The organism is Gracilibacillus salitolerans, from assembly GCF_009650095.1.
Lineage (GTDB): Bacteria > Bacillota > Bacilli > Bacillales > Amphibacillaceae > Gracilibacillus > Gracilibacillus salitolerans.
Map to the genome: position 1 here is coordinate 2014007 of NZ_CP045915.1, position 18350 is coordinate 2032356.

Genomic DNA, 18350 nt, shown 5'->3' on the forward strand with positions numbered 1-18350 from the left:
GAGGTATCGTATGACTGTGGAAACTAAACTGCCATATGATCAGGACTATGTCCGATCATTTTCAGAAAATAGAAAAGAACCGGAATGGATGAAAGAGTTGCGTTTGCAAGCCCTTGATTTGGCTGACGGACTTGAAATGCCTAAACCGGATAAGACGAGTATCAAACGTTGGAAATTTGATGACTACAAACATGACGTTGATGGGGAATCAATCAACTCACTTAATGAATTGCCTGAAGATATCCAAGTGTTCTTAGATATGGACAATCACAATGACAATCTTGTCATCCAACGTAATCAATCTGTAGCGTATAAATCACTTGCTTCTGGGTTAGCAGAAAAAGGAGTAATATTAACAGATATTCAAACGGCATTACAAGAACATAGTGACCTTGTCAGGCGTTATTATATGAAAGATGCCGTGCAAATTGATGAGCATAAATTAACAGCATTACACTCTGCTTTAATGAATGGTGGCGTATTTGTATATGTGCCAAAAAATGTACAAATTGAAGAGCCATTACAAGCTATTTTTTGGCAAGAAGATCCGGAAGCAGCTACCTTTAACCACGTGATTGTAGTTGCAGAAGCGAATAGTTCTTTAACGTATGTGGAGAACTATATTTCACAAAATAATGAAGAACAGGCAGTAGCAAATATTGTGACGGAAGTAGTTGCACATGACAATGCCAGTATTAACTTTGGATCTGTAGATAACTTTGCTGCAGGCACAACGGTTTATGTTAATCGTCGTGGAGTTGCTTACCGTGATGCAAGTATCGAGTGGAACCTAGGACAAATGAATGATGGCAACACGGTATCTGAGAATGTTACACACTTAATTGGTGATAATTCTAATTCATATGCAAAAACTGTATCTGTAGGCCGTGGTAACCAATCTCAGAACTATACAGCTAAAATTGTCCACTTTGGTAAACAAAGTGAAGGCTTTATTCTTCAACACGGTGTAATGAAAGAAAGTGCATCAACTATTTTTAATGGAATTGGAAAAATTGAACATGGTGCATCGAAAGCAAACGCAGAGCAGGAGTCTCGTGTATTGATGTTAAGTAAAGATGCACGTGGTGATGCGAACCCGATTCTGTTAATTGATGAAGACGATGTAACAGCAGGTCACGCAGCATCTGTAGGTCGTGTTGATCCTGTTCAACTATACTATTTAATGAGTCGCGGTATTTCTCAACAAGAGGCAGAGCGTTTAATCATTCACGGTTTCTTAGCACCAGTTGTTAAGGAAATTCCGATTAAAGCAGTACGTGAACAATTGACTGAGGTTATCGAAAGGAAAGTCTACTAATGACCATTAAAGCTATTCGTGAGCAATTTCCTATCTTAAATCAAGAAGTTAACGGCCATCCGCTAGTTTATCTTGATTCAGCAGCAACGTCACAAAAACCAATATCTGTTATTGAGTCAATGGAAGCTTACTACAAGCAACATAACTCTAATGTACACCGTGGTGTTCATACACTAGGTACAAGAGCAACCGATCAGTACGAAGGTGCTCGTGATAAAGTAAAGAACTTTATCCATGCAAGTTCAACGGAAGAAATAATCTTTACCCGTGGAACTACAACCTCACTAAATACGGTTGCTTATGGATATGCTCGTCACGTTTTACAAGAAGGTGATGAAATTGTCCTTACTGAGATGGAGCACCATAGTAATATTATTCCATGGCAGCAGGCAGCAAAATATACTGGTGCAAAATTAAAGTATATTCCAATGGAAGCAGATGGAACGATTACACTTGACGCAGTTTGTTCCACTGTTTCGGAAAATACAAAGATGGTTGCTGTAACACATGTTTCTAATGTGTTAGGTACGATTAATCCTATTAAGGAAATTGCCCAAATTGCTCATGAAAACGGAGCAGTTATCGTCGTAGATGGTGCACAAAGTGTTCCTCATATGCAAGTCGATATGCAAGACTTGGATTGTGATTTCTATGCTTTCTCGGGTCATAAAATGTGCGGTCCAACAGGAGTTGGTGTACTTTATGGTAAAAAAGCATTACTGGAAGAAATGGAACCTGTTGAATTTGGTGGAGAAATGATTGATTTTGTCGGCCTTTACGATTCCACATGGAAAGAGCTTCCTTGGAAATTTGAAGGTGGAACGCCAATTATCGCTGGAGCTATTGGTTTAGGCGCAGCAATTGACTTTCTATCAGACTTTGGAATGGATAACATTTTGGAACACGAACAACAAATTGCCCAATATGCACAGGAAAAACTCTCTGAAATAGATGGTCTGACAATTTTCGGCCCAAAAGAACGCGGTGGTTTAGTAACCTTCAACATTGAAGGTGTTCACCCGCATGATACAGCAACAGTTCTTGATGCGGAAGGTATCGCAGTAAGGGCAGGACATCATTGTGCACAGCCTTTAATGAAATGGTTAGATGTAACAGCTACAGCAAGGGCAAGCTTTTATCTATATAATGATGAAAGTGATGTTGACCGATTAGTTGAAGGAATACAGCGAGCGAAGGAGTATTTCGGCGATGTCATTTAATAATTTGGATACATTATACAGACAGGTTATTATGGATCATTATAAAAATCCTCGTAACCGTGGAACTTTGGCGGAAGAATCTGTTACAATAGATATGAACAACCCAACATGCGGTGATCGTATTGAGTTACACCTTCAAATTGAAGATGGCAAAGTAAAGGATGCTAAATTTGATGGGGAAGGTTGTTCGATCAGTATGTCATCTGCTTCTATGATGACACAAGCAGTAAAAGGGAAAAATGTAGATGATGCGTTAAAAATGTCATCCGTTTTTTCTAAAATGATGTTAGGTGAAGACGTAGAAGACGTGGATTTCGATCTCGGGGATATTGAGGCATTGCAAGGGGTTTCCAAATTCCCTGCAAGAATCAAGTGTGCAACATTGGCGTGGAAGGCGATGGAAAAAGCAGTCGCAGCTGACGAAGAACAGTAAGCACAAACGAAATCCAATATAGGAGGTAATAGTATGGCTAAAAAAGCACCTGAAATAGGCGAATATAAATATGGCTTTCATGACAGAGATGTTTCGATTTTCCGTACTGAAAAGGGGCTTACACGTGCAGTAGTGGAAGAAATTTCTCGCATGAAAGAAGAACCAGAGTGGATGTTAGAATTCCGCTTAAAAGCATTAGAACAATTCTATAAAAAACCAATGCCACAATGGGGTGGCGACCTTTCAGAATTAGACTTTGATGAAATTACCTATTACGTAAAACCATCTGAGCGTTCTGAACGTTCTTGGGATGAAGTACCTGATGAAATCAAGCAAACATTTGATAAATTAGGTATACCTGAAGCCGAGCAAAAATATCTTGCTGGTGTATCTGCACAATACGAATCAGAAGTTGTCTATCACAACTTAAAAGAAGACCTAGAAGACTTAGGTATTGTCTTCAAAGATACTGATACGGCGTTAAAAGAAAACGAAGATCTGTTCAAAGAGTATTTCGGAAAAGTAATACCATCGTCTGACAATAAATTTTCAGCATTAAATACTGCGGTATGGTCTGGTGGATCATTTATTTACGTACCAAAAGGCGTAAAAACGGAGACACCTTTACAAGCATACTTCCGTATTAACTCTGAAAACATGGGTCAATTCGAACGTACGTTAATTATCGTTGACGAAGGTGCTTCTGTACACTATGTAGAAGGTTGTACGGCACCAACATATACAACGAACTCATTACACAGTGCCGTTGTTGAAATCTTTGTTAAGAAAGACGCATATTGCCGTTACACAACAATTCAAAACTGGGCAAACAATGTGTATAATCTAGTTACAAAACGTGCAACATGTGATGCAAATGCAACGATGGAATGGATCGATGGTAACATTGGTTCTAAATTAACCATGAAATATCCTGCAATTATTCTAAAAGGCGAGGGTGCTCGTGGGAATACTCTTTCCATTGCATTAGCAGGTAAAGGACAGCACCAACATGCAGGTGCTAAAATGCACCACTTGGCGCCTAATACTTCTTCAACGATTGTTTCTAAATCGATCTCCAAACAAGGTGGTAAAGTTTCTTATCTTGGTATGGTACACTTTGGACGTAAAGCAGAGGGTGCTCGTTCTAACATTGAATGTGATACGTTAATTATGGACAACAAATCAACTTCAGATACAATTCCTTACAATGAGATTTTAAATGATAATATCTCATTAGAACATGAGGCAAAAGTCTCCAAAGTATCTGAAGAACAATTATTTTATCTAATGAGTCGTGGTCTTTCAGAAGAAGAAGCTACTGAAATGATCGTAATGGGCTTCATCGAACCATTTACAAAAGAACTTCCAATGGAATATGCGGTAGAAATGAACCGTCTTATCAAGTTCGAAATGGAAGGTAGTATTGGATAATTAAGGTTGAAGCTTTGATATACTAAGCTTTAAGAGGAAATTAAAATCTAGGATAACGAGTTCGAGCTGATTTTGTGCCGATCTCGTTATCTTTTTATATATTCAGAAAAAACATCTAACTGATCATTTTCCACTTCGCAGTGTCGGATAGATATTTATCAGAGGTTGTTTTAATTGTTTGATGACCTAAATGGTGTGCAACATATTTTAAGTTAACGCCACTTTCTAATTGTAAAACATCATGAGTATGTCTAAATCCGTGAGCTTCTTTATACTCCACACCAGCTTTTTTGCATTAATCTCGAAAAGTATCCCTAACTATTGACTGTGTAAATAATTGCCCAAATAATACAATTGCATATTGATCATTACCCTTGTTTTCTTTTCTTCTGGTATAATAAATTCCATTTAAATAAAACCTCCATCACTTTCAAGTCACAAATAAAAATTCTAATTAATCGATCTTACTACTTGACAATAGAGGGGTAATTTCTTATATCATTACATGCATTTCTACATCATCCAACAAATTTCCTGCCAATACATCATATTTATTATAATTTTAATCCATACTAATAAAGCAGCAGTGCCTCATATCTAAACACTGCCGTTGCTCCACACCCATCACTAATAAGTGGTGGGTTCTTATTGGCTAAATATAAATGTTCAATATGTTCAATCGTATAATATTACTCTTATGAAGGAGGTGATATGAATGAATACAATACAACGGATTGCTTTAGCATTAGTAATAATTGGTGCTATAAATTGGGGGCTAATTGGATTATTCCAATTTGATTTGGTTGCATCTATATTCGGAGGACAAGATGCTCCACTATCCAGAGTCATCTATACATTAGTAGGAATCGGTGCTTTATGTTGCTTGCCTTTATTGTTTACTCCCTTAGCTGATGAAGATAATAGAGGTGCTGAGAGGGAGAGAAATTTAGCTTATTCTACTGAGTTTGCAGAGGAAAATAATCCGTATGAATTTGACAATGATAAAGAAAAATGATCAATTAGTATATTCGTCATTTGATAGGACCGATTTTTCAATCGGTCCTTGTTCAATTTATATTATCGTAAAGAGGAAAAACGTAATTACTTTAATCCAGCTATTCATAAGAAGAGTTTGACTATATTAATTAATGGTGAGCTGAAGCCGATCATTATGATGCGTATATGTCTGTATAAAACTGTTGATAATAGGAAAGTTAAATTTATAATCTTATGATATGAAGGGATTTTTGGGTTATGGGTGAGTTATCCAAAAAAGTAAAAAAAAGATTTAAAAACAACGATGATTTTTTTCAGCAGGAAACTTATCTATACAAAGAAATAGTAGAGATAATGGGATTCAATACGTTAATTAATATTCCTAAAACAAAAGATATTCTTCAGGAGTATACAAAAAGTGTGCTTACGCCTGATATGCCTTTGGATGATTTCCTTAAAACAATAGGCGAAGTGAAAGAAGGTAATATAGATGATGCTATTCAATCTATTTTTGAGGGAAAATTGATCATTTGCTCTAATAAAGACCAATATGTAGTTGTTGATCCTATTCCAAAGGAACTGAATCGTTCGATAGAACCACCTTCTAATGAAAATGTACTACAAGGTTCGCAAAGCTCCTTTATTGAGGATGTCGAGACCAATATAGGTTTGATTAGAAAAGAAAAAACTTCAGAGAAGTTACGTGTCAAGTCTTATTCGGTGGGAAAGAGGCAGAATAAAAAATTAGCATTATTGTATATCGAAGGTAATGTCAACAAAGATATATTAAGCGAAATACAAAACCAAATTGAAAAAAATATAAAAAAGGAATTACAAAATCAACAAGATTTATCTAATATACTGGGTTTTTCTCCTTGGTTAACAATGTCTAAATTTCGCACATCTGAACTTCCTTCAGAAGCAGTGAAAATGCTACTCCAGGGTAGAGTTGTATTATTTATAGATAGGTTGCCAATTGCATTTATACTTCCAAGTTTAATATGGGATATGTTTACGGTAGAAAATGAACACAATTACCCTTATCCCTTAATGATCTTAATACGTGTTCTGCGAGTAGTAGGACTCTTGACAACTTTAATAGTGCCAGGTTTATACGTAGCACTTGTAGCTGTTAATCCAGGAGTTTTACGAATAGAGATGGCATTATCCATTGCCCAAAGCCGCCAAGGAGTACCCTATCCCGCGTTAGTTGAAGTTCTTATTATGTTATTAATTTTGGAATTAATTCTTGAAGCTAGCGTAAGGTTGCCAAAAAGTATTGGGCCTACTATTACGATGGTGGGTGGTATTATTTTAGGTCAGGCTATTGTCGATGCAAAACTAGTGAGTAATTTATTGATTATCATTTTAGCTGCGACTACTATTGCTAATTTTACAATTGTAGGTGTTCAAAATTCACTATCCATAAGATTATATAAATACTTAATCGTTATTTTTGCATCTATATATGGTGTTTTTGGTCTTTTAGCTGGAATGTTATTAATTATAGCTTATTTATCTAGTCTAAGAACGTTTGGAGTATCTTATCTAAACTTCAATCTCGAAAGGGATGTTATTAAAAGGTGAATAAAAACTTGCAGGTAATTTTAATGTATTTTATCACACATGTCGGGTTAATTTTTTTTATGTATCCAACAGATATAATAGAAAGTGCAAGTCGAACTCACTGGGTACCGATTTTTATTGGAATGGTATTTCATCTTGTTTTTATATGGATTTATATGAAAGGCTTAAGTTACTTCCCAGGAAAAAACATTATTGATATTTACATGGAAAAGGGAAAGGGACTTTCCTTAATTTTTTTAATACCAATTATAGGTTATTTTTTCTTAGCTAATATTACTACGGTTAGAGCATATTCAGAAATAATAAACATCGTTTTTCTTTCTGAAACACCATTATGGGCTACAATGATACCTTTCCTTTTTATTGCGACTTATATAGCTGCGAAAGGAATAAATGTAATTTTCCATACTGCATTTATAGTAGCATGTGTGTTTTTACCTCTTTTTTTATTTATTTTTATTCTTTCTTTTCAAAATGTAGACTGGAGGTACTTTTTTCCTTTATTTGATATCGATTATTCATTTATCTCAAATCGTTCTTATTATAAAAGCTTTTTCTCTTTTGCTGGCGTGTTTTTATTTCTTGGTTTTATACAGCCATATCATACTTACGATAGAAAAAAAGTGTTCCTATCAGCAATCCTACTTCTTCCATTTTTTCTCTTTTCAGTGTATGTTCCAATCCTGACTTTTGGACAAGCAACTTCTGCTACTTTTCAATTCCCTTTTGTTACAGCCCTTGATTCCGTTTATATAAGCTGGCTTGTATTTGATAGAATCACGATGTTTTTTTTGATAAGTTTACTTATCTTTATTATGATTTTTCTTTCCTTGTTACTATGGATGGTCTGTAGCATTCTTGTTCATTTTGTCCCAATTGTGAAACATAGCTATGTATTATATTTCCTTTCTATATTGATATTCATTATTTGTGTAATGTTACCTGATTGGAAAGTGGTGGAAAACCTTTTTTGGTGGAATACTTATTTTAGATTTTACGTTATTTTAGTCATTCCTTTTTCGGTTTTAATTTTTGGAGTAAGATCCAAAAGGAAGGTAAGATAAGCTATGGTTAAATTAAGTTTAAAATTAATATTTCTTGTCTTTGTTATAGTCACATTAACGGGGTGCTGGGATACTAAAGATATTGATCATCGCCTTTTACCTGTGGCAATGGGAATATCCAAGGAAGGGGAAGAATACCAAGTTATTCTTCAGGTTCCAGAGCCAGTTGGAGGTCAGATGAAAAATAGAATCATAAAGGAATCAGGACAAACCATAACGAAAACAATAGATACACTAAGTGGAAATATGGAAAGTCAAATAGACTTACTTCACGTAAAAGTGATTTTAATTGATAAGCAATTAGCGAAAGAGGGAGTAAAAGATGTCATTTCTGGTTTTATGAGGTCAAGAGATGTATCCTCAAATGCTTTAGTTACTATTTGCGATGAGGACATTGAAAAGTTTTTCAATACAGTCTCGAATGATTTAGACGTAAATGCTATAAACCTGTTTGAATTCTTTGAAAAAAATGCCGGCTGGACTCCACAAATAGCCTTAACAAGGGTTTGGCAAGTATACCGTAGCGTTCATTCTTATACTCATGATGTTGCTGTTCCAATTGTGGTTTCAGGAGGAAGTACGAATATTAGACATATGGGGTCAGCAGTTATGAAAAATGGTAAAATGGTGGAAACAATCACGCCTGATGAGACCCTTCTTATTAATGCTTTCAAAGAAGAAAGTGCCCAAGGTAGAGTTGAGGTTAGCGATCATGCAAGTGTATTAATTATTAGCAATAAAACTAACAGCAAGAGTAATTTTATCGATGATGAACCCAGTTTAGAAAATGTAATTAATTTAAAAGTAGTACTATTAGAAACAAAAAGTGATCATACAATTGAGTTAATTAAAGAAGAGCTAAGTACTATTTTGCAAGAAAGATTTGATGGAATGTTCACAAAACTACAAGAAAGTGAAGCCGATATTTTAGGGTTAGGGCAGCATTTTAGAAATAAAATACCACGGAGAGAATTGAAGGATTGGCGTTCTAAATACTATCAGGAGTTGAAAATGCATTTAAGTGTAGAAATTGATATTCAAAACACTGGATTCTTGAAATCTAATTCATCGGATCAGTCAGCTAATTGAGAATAAAATTAGATAAATTAGTCACTGAAGAGATACAAATAGCTGGCATTTTAGAGGAGATCCAAGATATATAGATTTGTGGAAAAGAATTTTTATTGGATATAATATGGATCTCTTCAACGTAATTTTTTTCTTCCATCTTCTCTTTCATTTCAGATTCACTTCTAAGTTGAACCCAGTTGATTAACTTGTTTGGAATTTCGTTTATACAAAATCCCCGATTGGATAAATTCCTCTGTTACCTTTATAATAAATAAGAGTTACTTATCACAGCAAAGAGATTGTAGGGATAACTTTTGGTTATTATTATTTGTTTATTAATTGGGTTATTATCAGCTATGTTAGGAAGTATTGTAGGATTTGGTGGAGGAGTAATCCTGGTACCAATATTACTAATCCTTCATTCAACCACACCATTATTTGATTGGGCGGATGCAAGTACCATTGTTGGTATATCCCTTATTATTATGATATTTACTGCTTTGTCATCGACATACGCTTACGCCAAAAGCAAACGAATAGATTATAAAAGCGGGTTCTATTTTATTGCAGGTAGTCTGCCTGGTGGTGTATTAGGAGCATGGTTAAATCAGTTCGTTGAAACAGATATGTTTTCATTGTTTTTAGGAATATTTATGCTATTGATTTTTACCATGTTCTTATTTAGGAAAGCACCCAAACCAGAGAGGGAAGACATAAAAATAAATACTTCACATAAAGTGACTCGTGAGGTGAAAATAGGTGATACCACATACAGTTATTCTTTTTCTCCGTATATTGCAATAGCTATCGCTTTTACGGTCGGGATGCTGTCCGGTTTTTTCGGAATCGGTGGGGGTTCATTGATGGTGCCAACAATGATCATATTGTTCCATTTTCCACCTCATATAGCAACTGCTACTTCGATGTTTATGATCTTAGCACTTAGTATCGTAAGCTCTGGTACACACATTGCATTAGGGCATATAGAATGGATCTATGTGTGGGCCTTTATACCAGGAGCGTGGTTCGGTGGAATCTTAGGTGCGAAAATTAATCAGCACCTGTCCAGTAAAGCAGTTGAGTATTTACTAAGAGCCGTTGTATTATTGATTGGTGTACGCTTAATTTGGCAAGGTTTGTTTTAGGGAGGGCTTGTCTTCATGATCGAACATATTCATTTTTATTACTGTAATGACTTACATAGTCACTTTGATCAATGGCCGAATATTGTGCATTATTTTAACAAAAAGAAAAAGCAGCATGCCCAAGCAGATGAACAAAGTTGGAGAATTGATATCGGAGACCATGTAGATCGATTCCATCCAATTGCTGAAGCTTACAACGGAAAAGCTAATGTTGAATTATTAAATGATGCAGGCTTTGATTTTGCAACGATCGGGAATAATGAAGGAATTACGCTGGAGCATGAACATCTGTACCATTTATATGATCAGGCAAATTTTCAAGTTTCTTGCGGTAATTTAAAACCGGTAAATAAAGAGAAACCAGTTTGGTTGCAAAATAGCATAAAGATACAAACGAAAGAAAACTTAATCATTAAACTATTTGGACTGACTGCACCGTTTAATGCTTTTTATCATCCATTAGGTTGGCATGTTGAATCACCATACGATTATTTACAACGTGAAATAAATGTATTAAAGAAAGATGCCGATATACTGATATTTCTATCTCACCTTGGATTCTCTGAAGACCAGTTAATTGCCGAAAGATATCCGGAGATTGATATTATTATTGGCGGTCATACCCATCATTTATTGAAAAATGGGGAAAAGATTCATAATACATTATTAACCGCTGCAGGTAAACATGGCAAATATGTGGGAGAAGTACATATTGATTGGGACCACCATTTAAATAAAATCGTGGATAAACAAGCTTACACAGTAGAGACCGAACATCTCAGCCAAGATCAAGAAACCGTCAATAAACTTGCCCAAATGAACGATGCAGCTCAAAAATTATTAAAGAAGCCAGTAACGTACATAGAAAACAGTTTGATAGTTGATTGGTTTGAACAGACGCCTATTATTGAATCGTTAACAAATAAATTAAAAGACTGGACGAAGGCTGATATCAGTATGTTAAATGCAGGCATATTGTTAGAAAGTATCGAAGAAGGTTATGTTACGTACGGGGACATACACAGGATCTGTCCTCACCCAATTAATCCTTGTACTGTTAAACTAAGAGGTATTGAAATACTGGAGGTTGTACGTGGTGCTCATGATGAGGCACTTATGCATTTCGAATTAAAAGGATTTGGTTTCCGTGGTAAAGTCTTAGGTAAATTCATATTTAGCGGTATTGACATTGATACCGAGGTAGATGAAGCGGGGATAGAGCATGTTCAACATGTTACCTATAATGGACATGAACTGGAACATGATAAAATTTATACTTTTGCAACTGCAGATATGTTTACGTTTGGAAGAATGTTCCCGGAAATTGCAAGGTCTACGACAAAGGAATTTTACCTACCTGAGTTTATGCGAGATTTATTAGCGGATGCATTAAAGTCGTAGGGATCATATAGACACAAGTCATACACACTCTTCATATTTTATATGGAGAGGAGTGTGTTTTTTTATGATGGAAGTGAAACCAATATTTATAAAGGATCATCCTTTTACAGCTATTTCGGTAAAACTACCACATACTAACCTTTTAGTAATTACGAATGAACTAGGGTATGTAATGTGTGGAGCTTTAGATGTAGATTTATTAAATGACCGTTTGACTGACCGACCCATTGTTGCAGGGCGAGCTGTCGGTGTGAAGACGATTGAGGACTTACAACAGGCTAAGCTGGATAAAGTGACCAATCATTCTAAGAAATATGGTTGGAAAGAAGGAATGCTTATTGAAGAAGCATTGTTAAAAATAGCTAACAAATAAGGGTCATTTTAACTATTTATTTATAAAAGGATATTAAAAATAGTAGATTATATCGACATTATCTGATAAAATTTTACCAAAATGGTAAATGGGTGTTTGATAATGAGATTAATTCCAACAAAATTTATTAGAGCAGGCATTGAATTAGCAAAACCGATTTATGATGCACATGGTCGGGTTTTACTACAAAAAAATATCCAATTAACCGAATCAATGGTTGATCGTTTGAAAACTTCAGGGATAACTTATGTATTTACTCGTGATGAGGATACAGATGATATCATCGTTCATCCTCCAATTCCTGATCAGCAAAGGATAGAAGCAGTTCATAAAATAAAAGAGACATTTAGAACTTTAGAATCGGAAGATATTACCAAAAATAATTATTTGTTAGAAAAAGCAGCTTTAAAATTAGATCAACTAGTTAAAGGAATAGCAAGAGAATTAAGTAACAATGATGATGTCATTCATTATTTATCTGACTTATTAATCATTGATGACTACGTCTTTTCCCATTCACTAAATGTAAGTATGTATACACTTGCATTAGCACAAGAATTGAATTTGAAGAATAAAGATATGGAACAATTGGGATTAGGTGCAGTTTTACACGATATCGGTAAAATTATTTTACCAGATGAAGTTTTAAATAAGCCGGGAAAACTTACGAATAAGGAATTTAAGCTTGTTCAAGCACACACTGAATATGGTTTTGATTTGTTGCGAAAAGCCCATAATATTCCACTACTAGTTGCTCATTGCGCCTACCAGCATCACGAACGCTTAGATGGATCCGGTTATCCGCGAGGCATAAAAGATAAGGAGATTCACCCCTTTGCTAGAATTATCGGAGTAGCGGATGTTTTTGATGCAGTGACAAGTAACCGAACGTATCGGGACGCAATGTTACCACATGAAGGGTTAGAGATTTTATATGGTGGATCCGGAACTCAATTTGATATACAGCTCGTCGACTCGTTTAAAAAGACAGTTGCCGTTTATCCTAACGGGTTAACAATTTATTTAAGTGACGGCAGAGAAGGTGTAGTTGCACGTCAAAATTCACAAATGTTTGAACGTCCGGTAGTTCGAGTACTGAAAGAATATGGATCCAAAGTAGTGCCGTATGATTTAGATTTGATGAAGGTGTTAGATGTCATGATTGTAAATACGGACCAATTAATTACAAGCAGATAAAGTAAGACTTCCTCAGTGAGGGTTTTTGTCCCCCACTGAGGGTTAGCGTCCGTGATAAAAATTTCTATAATTATATCTAAATAAATCTCTCCAATCATATGAATGAAATGGGGGGATTTATTATGCGGAGAAAAACGTGGAGTAGACGAAAAATAGGTTCACCTCCAGCAAATCAAATCATTTTTATATCTTTTTTCTTTTTTGTACTAGTGATGATTGCAAGTATTTTAATTGTTAACGAGGGAATCAAACCAGTACTGTTGAATTATGCAAAAGTTCGTGTAGATGCGATTGCAAATCAAGCAATGGGGATAGCAGTTAGCAAAAAGATTTCAGAAGATTTAGAAGCTGGGGACTTAATAGAAGTGCAATTGGATGACGAAGGTAGAGTAGAAAATTATATTTTTAATGCAGTAGTAGAAAATCGTGTACAGAGAAATGTTCAATATCGTGTAGAAAACTTTCTTAAGTTATTGGAGAAAGGAGAACGACCTGAATCAGGTGTGCCTCTTGAAGTAGAATTGGACTTGGAGCCATCAGAACAAGAGTTACTTGACGATGTAAGAGAAAAAGGCCTACTAGTAGAAGTTCCGTTAGGTCAAGCATTAGGAATTCCTGTTATAGCTAATCTAGGGCCAAAAGTACCAGTAAATATGGAAGTGATCGGTAGTGTTGGGACAGAAATCACGAGTGAAATCGTTGAAACAGGTATAAATGGCGCTTACATCCATGTTAACGTGCATATAGAAGTAGAAATGATGGTAGTGATTCCCTTTGCTTCAGAGCCAACGAAGGTGATTCAAGATATTCCTGTAACAAAGGTATTTCATCCAGGTGATGTTCCGAATTATTATCATGAAGGAGGAGAAGGATCATCTGATCTTTCTATTCCGATAGATCCAGATATAGAATAATAGAATATTCCTATTTTTTCCTTTGACAGAATATTCGAAAGTTCGTTATAATTTCAAAGATTAAAACTATTATTACAATAGAAAAATCATAAAAAAGAAAGGGGTTATGTTAATGGAAAATAGATCGCAGTGGGGTACTCGCTTGGGTTTCCTTCTTGCAGCAATTGGTTCTGCTGTAGGTTTAGGTAATATCTGGCGTTTCCCTGCAACAGCTTTTGAAAATGGTGGAGGTGCATTTTTTGTTCCTTACTTGTTTGCCTTACTAACGGCAGGTATTCCATTGCTTATTATGGAATATACAATTGGACATAAGTATCGCAGCTCATCGCCAAGAAGTTTTTCGAAGATCAGTAAAGGTATGGAATGGATAGGCTGGTGGCAGGTCCTTATTTCATTTGTTATTTCAACTTACTATCCAATTATCATTGCTTGGTCTGTGATGTATGCATATTTCTCTTTAGGAACTCAGTGGGGTGATGATCCAACTGGATTTTTTGCTGGAGACTTTTTAAATCTTGCTGATCCTGGAACATTCGGTTCAGTCGTACCAGCTGTAATGATTCCATTACTTGGTGTCTGGGTAGTTGTGTTATTCTTCTTAGGACGCGGTGTTAAGAAAGGGATTGAGTTAGCAAATAGAATCTTTATCCCGACACTATTTATCGTATTTATTATTATTGTTATTCGTGCCGTTACATTACCAGGTGCATTGGAAGGTTTAGATGCATTCTTTAAACCAAATTGGAGCAGTATAACAGATGGTTCCGTTTGGGTTGCGGCGTATGGACAAATCTTCTTTAGTTTGTCAATCGCATTTGCCATCATGATTACGTATTCATCTTATTTACCAAAAAAATCAGATATTACCAACAATGCGTTTATTACCGGTTTTGCGAATTCATCCTTTGAATTATTAGCTGGTATTGGTGTATTTGCCGTCTTAGGATTTATGGCAGTTCAATCAAATACAGAGGTATCTGAAGTGGTTGCTGGTGGTGTTGGATTGGCCTTTATGGTTTTCCCTGAAATCATTAGTCAAATGCCTGCCTCCGGATTCTTTGGATTTTTATTCTTTGCATCCTTGTTCTTAGCGGGTTTATCATCGATGATTTCGATTTCAGAAACATACATTGCAGGTTTACAAGAGAAGTTCTCGATTTCCCGGGGAAAAGCGGTATTATTTGGTGGAGGTCTTGCTTTACTTGTTTCTCTTTTCTATGCAACACAAGGTGGACTGAACCTACTGGATACCGTGGATTACTTTATTAATAACTATGGTGTTGCCTTAGCGGGTCTGTTTGAAGTTGTAGCAATCGCATGGTTTGCACGTTCGCTCAAAGATCTGCAAAACCACGCAGATTCTGTATCAGACATTAAACTTGGTATATGGTGGAGAATTTGTTTAGGAATTATTACACCGGTTGTATTAGGGTATATGATGTTACAAAACTTGAAAACGGAAGTATCACGTCCATATGAGGACTATCCATTTGATTTCTTATTTAGCTTTGGTTGGGTAGTAGCAATTGGAGCGATGCTGTTAGGCGCAGTGTTAACTATTAAAAAATGGCCAAGTAAAGATAACGAAGCATAAATTTTGTCTAAAAGGAGGTTTGCTTCATGTCTGGTAGTGCAATTGTTATGGCAGTGATCGGTATTGTTATTATATGGGGTGGCTTAATTGCAAGTATAATAAAAGCAAAAAGTGCATCTAATGAATAAATATAAAAATCCGTAAAGTGATTATCGCTTTACGGATTTTTACTTTCCCATCGTTTTAAATGTGGATAGGGATCAAATGACCATTCTGTTTTTCCGTTATCTTTATATAAACCATAATGTAAATGTGGTGGGAATTTTCCAGAGGTTCCTGGAGGGCCATAACCGGAAGAACCGACAGACCCGATGGTTTGCCCTGCTTCCACGATATCTCCAATCTCCAACCCATCAGCAAATCCATTTAAATGTGCGTAGTAATGGTATCTGTTGTATATATCACGAATACCAATTCGCCAGCCACCAAATCTATTCCACCCTTTAAGCTCTATAACACCAAAAGTAGTAGCTCTTACGGGTGTTCCATAACCAGCAAATATGTCGGTACCTTCATGAATTCTTCTTCCGCCGAATCCTCTAGCGTCACCCCATGTGTTATGGTAAGTGTAATTGTAACCTTTAGGTATTGGAAAGGCTGTATCGTCAAGACTGATTTTTTGATAGGTTTTAAACAAGCGGGCATAGTTCATAATAGATAAAACCGTTAATTCTCGATGGTAATAATTCCAAAGTGCCGTTCGAATATCTTGATCCGAATGTCCATATTGTTGAAGATAATGGGCCATTGTATATAAAATATCATATTCATTGGTATGGTCAGCTATCTGATCCCCGTCACCATCTCGTCCAATACCATTAAAGAATTCGAGTACACTTTCATCTGTTGGTTCGTTGGACGGTGTAAGTCCATACCATTTTTGTTCAGGGATATTGATCATAATTAAGGAATTGTCATCTGATTGATCGGAATTAATATTGGATTCATAACGGTTAATAGCTGCTAAATAATACCAAGGTATTAAAGTGATAGCTTCCATTTGTTTATATAGACTGATTTTTTCTTCATCAATATCCACATTTTCTTCTGCGTGTGCTATAGTAGAAAGAAGAAAAAAACTTGTGAATGTTAATAATAAGTAACGCTGAATCAAAGGATATAGCCTCCCTAGTTAATTTTTCAGTTGGATACCGTTAGTTTAGGTTATAAACTTTGATTTCATGCTAGTAACTTTTGTTAAATTTGAATATTGCGAAAAAAGGTGTGAAATATAGTGGTTGAAGTACAAGGTCATCGTTATGAAGTCATTAAGGACTATGGTAATGGATTTGAGGAAAAAGCATTTAAGGAAAGATATACAGATATTTTAAGTAAATATGATTTTATTGTAGGGGACTGGGGTTATGAACAACTTCGTCTCAAAGGGTTTTATGATGATCAAAATCCAAAAGCGTCTTTTGATACTAAAATTAGTACCTGTGAAGATTATTTATACGAATATTGTAATTTTGGATGCCGCTTTTTTATTGTTAAACAAATGGAAAACTAACACATTTCAATGTGTTAGTTTTCATTCAATAATGGTTTGATGAATACCCGGAAATCCTCTGCTTCCATTTCATTGAATTGGAAAGCATGTTCCACATAATAACTTTCTTTAATTTTGTCAATATTTATACGTGAGTATTTATTCGTATTAAGGTCTACTACAAGACAGTCATCTCCAAATGCAGGAGAAGATATAACCGCAAGATCAAACCTTTCCATGTCTCCTTTAAAACTAACAAAACGTGTAGTACTTTGTTCGGTTTCATTTTTGATAAATCCTACTTTTCCATCCCTCATCAAATCACTCCCTATTCCAGATTATAGCCATTTCTTCTTTTTCTGTAAATTATTTAAAGAACAGCTGATAAAAAATTTTTATCACACCATTGTCATGTACTACGAAGTAACTCTTTTACTTCCTTGCACCGAGGAAGCTTACTAAGAGACAGCTACACTAAAGAGAATTTTCATTAGTTCGCATTTTGTTTTTGGATATTTTACTGTAGTGTATGAACTTTATGGAAAGTTGAAACATACTTATTTGCTTTTTATTCAATCTTATTCAACCATATAAACGGGATTTATCACTAACGAGATCGGTTATATTATGGTATCATATAGTTAGAACGTTGTTTTGAACTGTAGGGGGATTAGTGGTGTATTTTGTTGATATGAGAAAAATGAATGAAACATTAGATTATTTTGATCAAACATTAACGTTAGTGAAAGAAAATAAATTTCAATCATCTATTGAACACATGGCGTTAGAGCGAATAACACATCTATTAATCGAATGTATCTTAGATGTAGGAAATATGATGATCGATGGATTTATCATGCGTGACCCAGGAAGTTATCTAGACATCATTCATATCTTAGTTGATGAAACTGTTATTCCAGAAAATGAAAATCGCGCATATGAAACAATTATAGGGTTGCGAAAAACACTTGTTCAGGACTATAAACAAATCGAACACGAACAATTACAATCTGTTTTAGATGAAAATATAGAAACACTTAATAAATTCAGTACGCACATTCGTACCTACTTAGCAACGGAAATGGGTGTAGCAAATACATTTACAAACAATGAGTGA

20 protein-coding genes are annotated in these 18350 nt (G+C 35.3%); 17 read left to right on the top strand and 3 right to left on the bottom strand.

What is annotated here, in order from left to right:
• The first annotated feature begins 10 nt into the window (after positions 1–10).
• From sufD to sufB, 4 genes are read left to right on the top strand one after another with little or no spacing between them, the layout of a single operon-like run.
• Positions 11–1318, top strand: a complete 1308-nt coding sequence (gene sufD, locus GI584_RS09280) for a Fe-S cluster assembly protein SufD (RefSeq protein ID WP_153791062.1) — start codon at positions 11–13, stop codon at positions 1316–1318.
• Positions 1318–2538, top strand: a complete 1221-nt coding sequence (locus GI584_RS09285) for a cysteine desulfurase (protein ID WP_153791063.1) — start codon at positions 1318–1320, stop codon at positions 2536–2538. The genes sufD and GI584_RS09285 overlap by 1 nt, the downstream gene beginning before the upstream one ends.
• Positions 2528–2971: a Fe-S cluster assembly sulfur transfer protein SufU gene (sufU, locus tag GI584_RS09290; protein WP_100360947.1), complete on the top strand. Its 444-nt coding sequence runs from the start codon at positions 2528–2530 to the stop codon at positions 2969–2971. The genes GI584_RS09285 and sufU overlap by 11 nt, the downstream gene beginning before the upstream one ends.
• Positions 2972–3004: 33 nt before the next feature.
• Positions 3005–4402, top strand: coding sequence for a Fe-S cluster assembly protein SufB (gene sufB / locus GI584_RS09295; RefSeq protein WP_100360946.1), 1398 nt, complete (start codon positions 3005–3007; stop codon positions 4400–4402).
• A gap of 115 nt (positions 4403–4517) precedes the next feature.
• Here the strand turns inward: sufB and GI584_RS09300 are convergent, their stop codons facing one another.
• Positions 4518–4682 carry a site-specific integrase gene (locus GI584_RS09300; RefSeq protein WP_153791064.1) on the bottom strand — a complete coding sequence of 55 codons (165 nt, stop codon included), beginning with the start codon at positions 4680–4682 and terminating at the stop codon, positions 4518–4520.
• Positions 4683–5117: 435 nt separating this feature from the next.
• On the opposite strand from GI584_RS09300, the gene GI584_RS09305 reads away from it, so the two are divergent.
• The 11 genes from GI584_RS09305 to GI584_RS09355 all read left to right on the top strand — a co-directional run bounded on the left by GI584_RS09305 (position 5118) and on the right by GI584_RS09355 (position 15872).
• On the top strand, positions 5118–5417 hold the full coding sequence (locus GI584_RS09305) for a DUF378 domain-containing protein (protein ID WP_153791065.1): 300 nt from the start codon (positions 5118–5120) through the stop codon (positions 5415–5417).
• A gap of 239 nt (positions 5418–5656) precedes the next feature.
• Positions 5657–6985 carry a spore germination protein gene (locus GI584_RS09310; protein WP_153791066.1) on the top strand — a complete coding sequence of 443 codons (1329 nt, stop codon included), beginning with the start codon at positions 5657–5659 and terminating at the stop codon, positions 6983–6985.
• The gene (locus tag GI584_RS09315) at positions 6982–8049 is read left to right on the top strand and encodes a GerAB/ArcD/ProY family transporter (RefSeq protein ID WP_267902845.1); all 1068 of its coding nucleotides are present in this window, start codon (positions 6982–6984) and stop codon (positions 8047–8049) included. Before GI584_RS09310 ends, GI584_RS09315 begins: the two co-directional genes overlap by 4 nt.
• A 3-nt stretch (positions 8050–8052) precedes the next feature.
• Positions 8053–9138: a Ger(x)C family spore germination protein gene (locus GI584_RS09320; RefSeq protein ID WP_153791068.1), complete on the top strand. Its 1086-nt coding sequence runs from the start codon at positions 8053–8055 to the stop codon at positions 9136–9138.
• A 296-nt stretch (positions 9139–9434) separates the two neighbouring features.
• Entirely contained in the window at positions 9435–10265 is an 831-nt protein-coding gene (locus GI584_RS09325) for a sulfite exporter TauE/SafE family protein (protein ID WP_153791069.1), read from the top strand.
• A gap of 15 nt (positions 10266–10280) precedes the next feature.
• Positions 10281–11666 (top strand): bifunctional metallophosphatase/5'-nucleotidase, encoded by a 1386-nt coding sequence (locus GI584_RS09330; protein ID WP_100360939.1) that lies wholly within the window; start codon positions 10281–10283, stop codon positions 11664–11666.
• Between the two features lie 64 nt (positions 11667–11730).
• Positions 11731–12039, top strand: coding sequence for a YunC family protein (locus tag GI584_RS09335; protein WP_100360938.1), 309 nt, complete (start codon positions 11731–11733; stop codon positions 12037–12039).
• A 102-nt stretch (positions 12040–12141) separates the two neighbouring features.
• A complete protein-coding gene (locus GI584_RS09340; RefSeq protein WP_153791070.1) occupies positions 12142–13236 on the top strand; it encodes an HD-GYP domain-containing protein in 1095 nt (364 codons plus the stop codon).
• A gap of 122 nt (positions 13237–13358) precedes the next feature.
• Positions 13359–14150, top strand: coding sequence for a sporulation protein YunB (gene yunB, locus GI584_RS09345; RefSeq protein ID WP_100360936.1), 792 nt, complete (start codon positions 13359–13361; stop codon positions 14148–14150).
• A 112-nt stretch (positions 14151–14262) separates the two neighbouring features.
• The gene (locus GI584_RS09350) at positions 14263–15744 is read left to right on the top strand and encodes a sodium-dependent transporter (protein WP_153791071.1); all 1482 of its coding nucleotides are present in this window, start codon (positions 14263–14265) and stop codon (positions 15742–15744) included.
• Positions 15745–15770: 26 nt separating this feature from the next.
• The gene (locus GI584_RS09355; RefSeq protein ID WP_100360934.1) at positions 15771–15872 is read left to right on the top strand and encodes a methionine/alanine import family NSS transporter small subunit; all 102 of its coding nucleotides are present in this window, start codon (positions 15771–15773) and stop codon (positions 15870–15872) included.
• 29 nt (positions 15873–15901) lie between these two features.
• Here the strand turns inward: GI584_RS09355 and GI584_RS09360 are convergent, their stop codons facing one another.
• Positions 15902–16858, bottom strand: a complete 957-nt coding sequence (locus tag GI584_RS09360) for a M23 family metallopeptidase (protein ID WP_100360933.1) — start codon at positions 16856–16858, stop codon at positions 15902–15904.
• Between the two features lie 120 nt (positions 16859–16978).
• Between GI584_RS09360 and GI584_RS09365 the strand changes: the two genes are divergently transcribed.
• Positions 16979–17254 carry a YutD family protein gene (locus GI584_RS09365; protein WP_100360932.1) on the top strand — a complete coding sequence of 92 codons (276 nt, stop codon included), beginning with the start codon at positions 16979–16981 and terminating at the stop codon, positions 17252–17254.
• A 14-nt stretch (positions 17255–17268) separates the two neighbouring features.
• Here GI584_RS09365 and GI584_RS09370 read toward each other — a convergent pair whose 3' ends face one another.
• Positions 17269–17550, bottom strand: coding sequence for an SAV0927 family protein (locus GI584_RS09370; RefSeq protein ID WP_100360931.1), 282 nt, complete (start codon positions 17548–17550; stop codon positions 17269–17271).
• 359 nt (positions 17551–17909) lie between these two features.
• Here GI584_RS09370 and GI584_RS09375 point away from each other — a divergent pair, with 359 nt between their 5' ends.
• Positions 17910–18350 (top strand): DUF86 domain-containing protein, encoded by a 441-nt coding sequence (locus GI584_RS09375; protein ID WP_100360930.1) that lies wholly within the window; start codon positions 17910–17912, stop codon positions 18348–18350.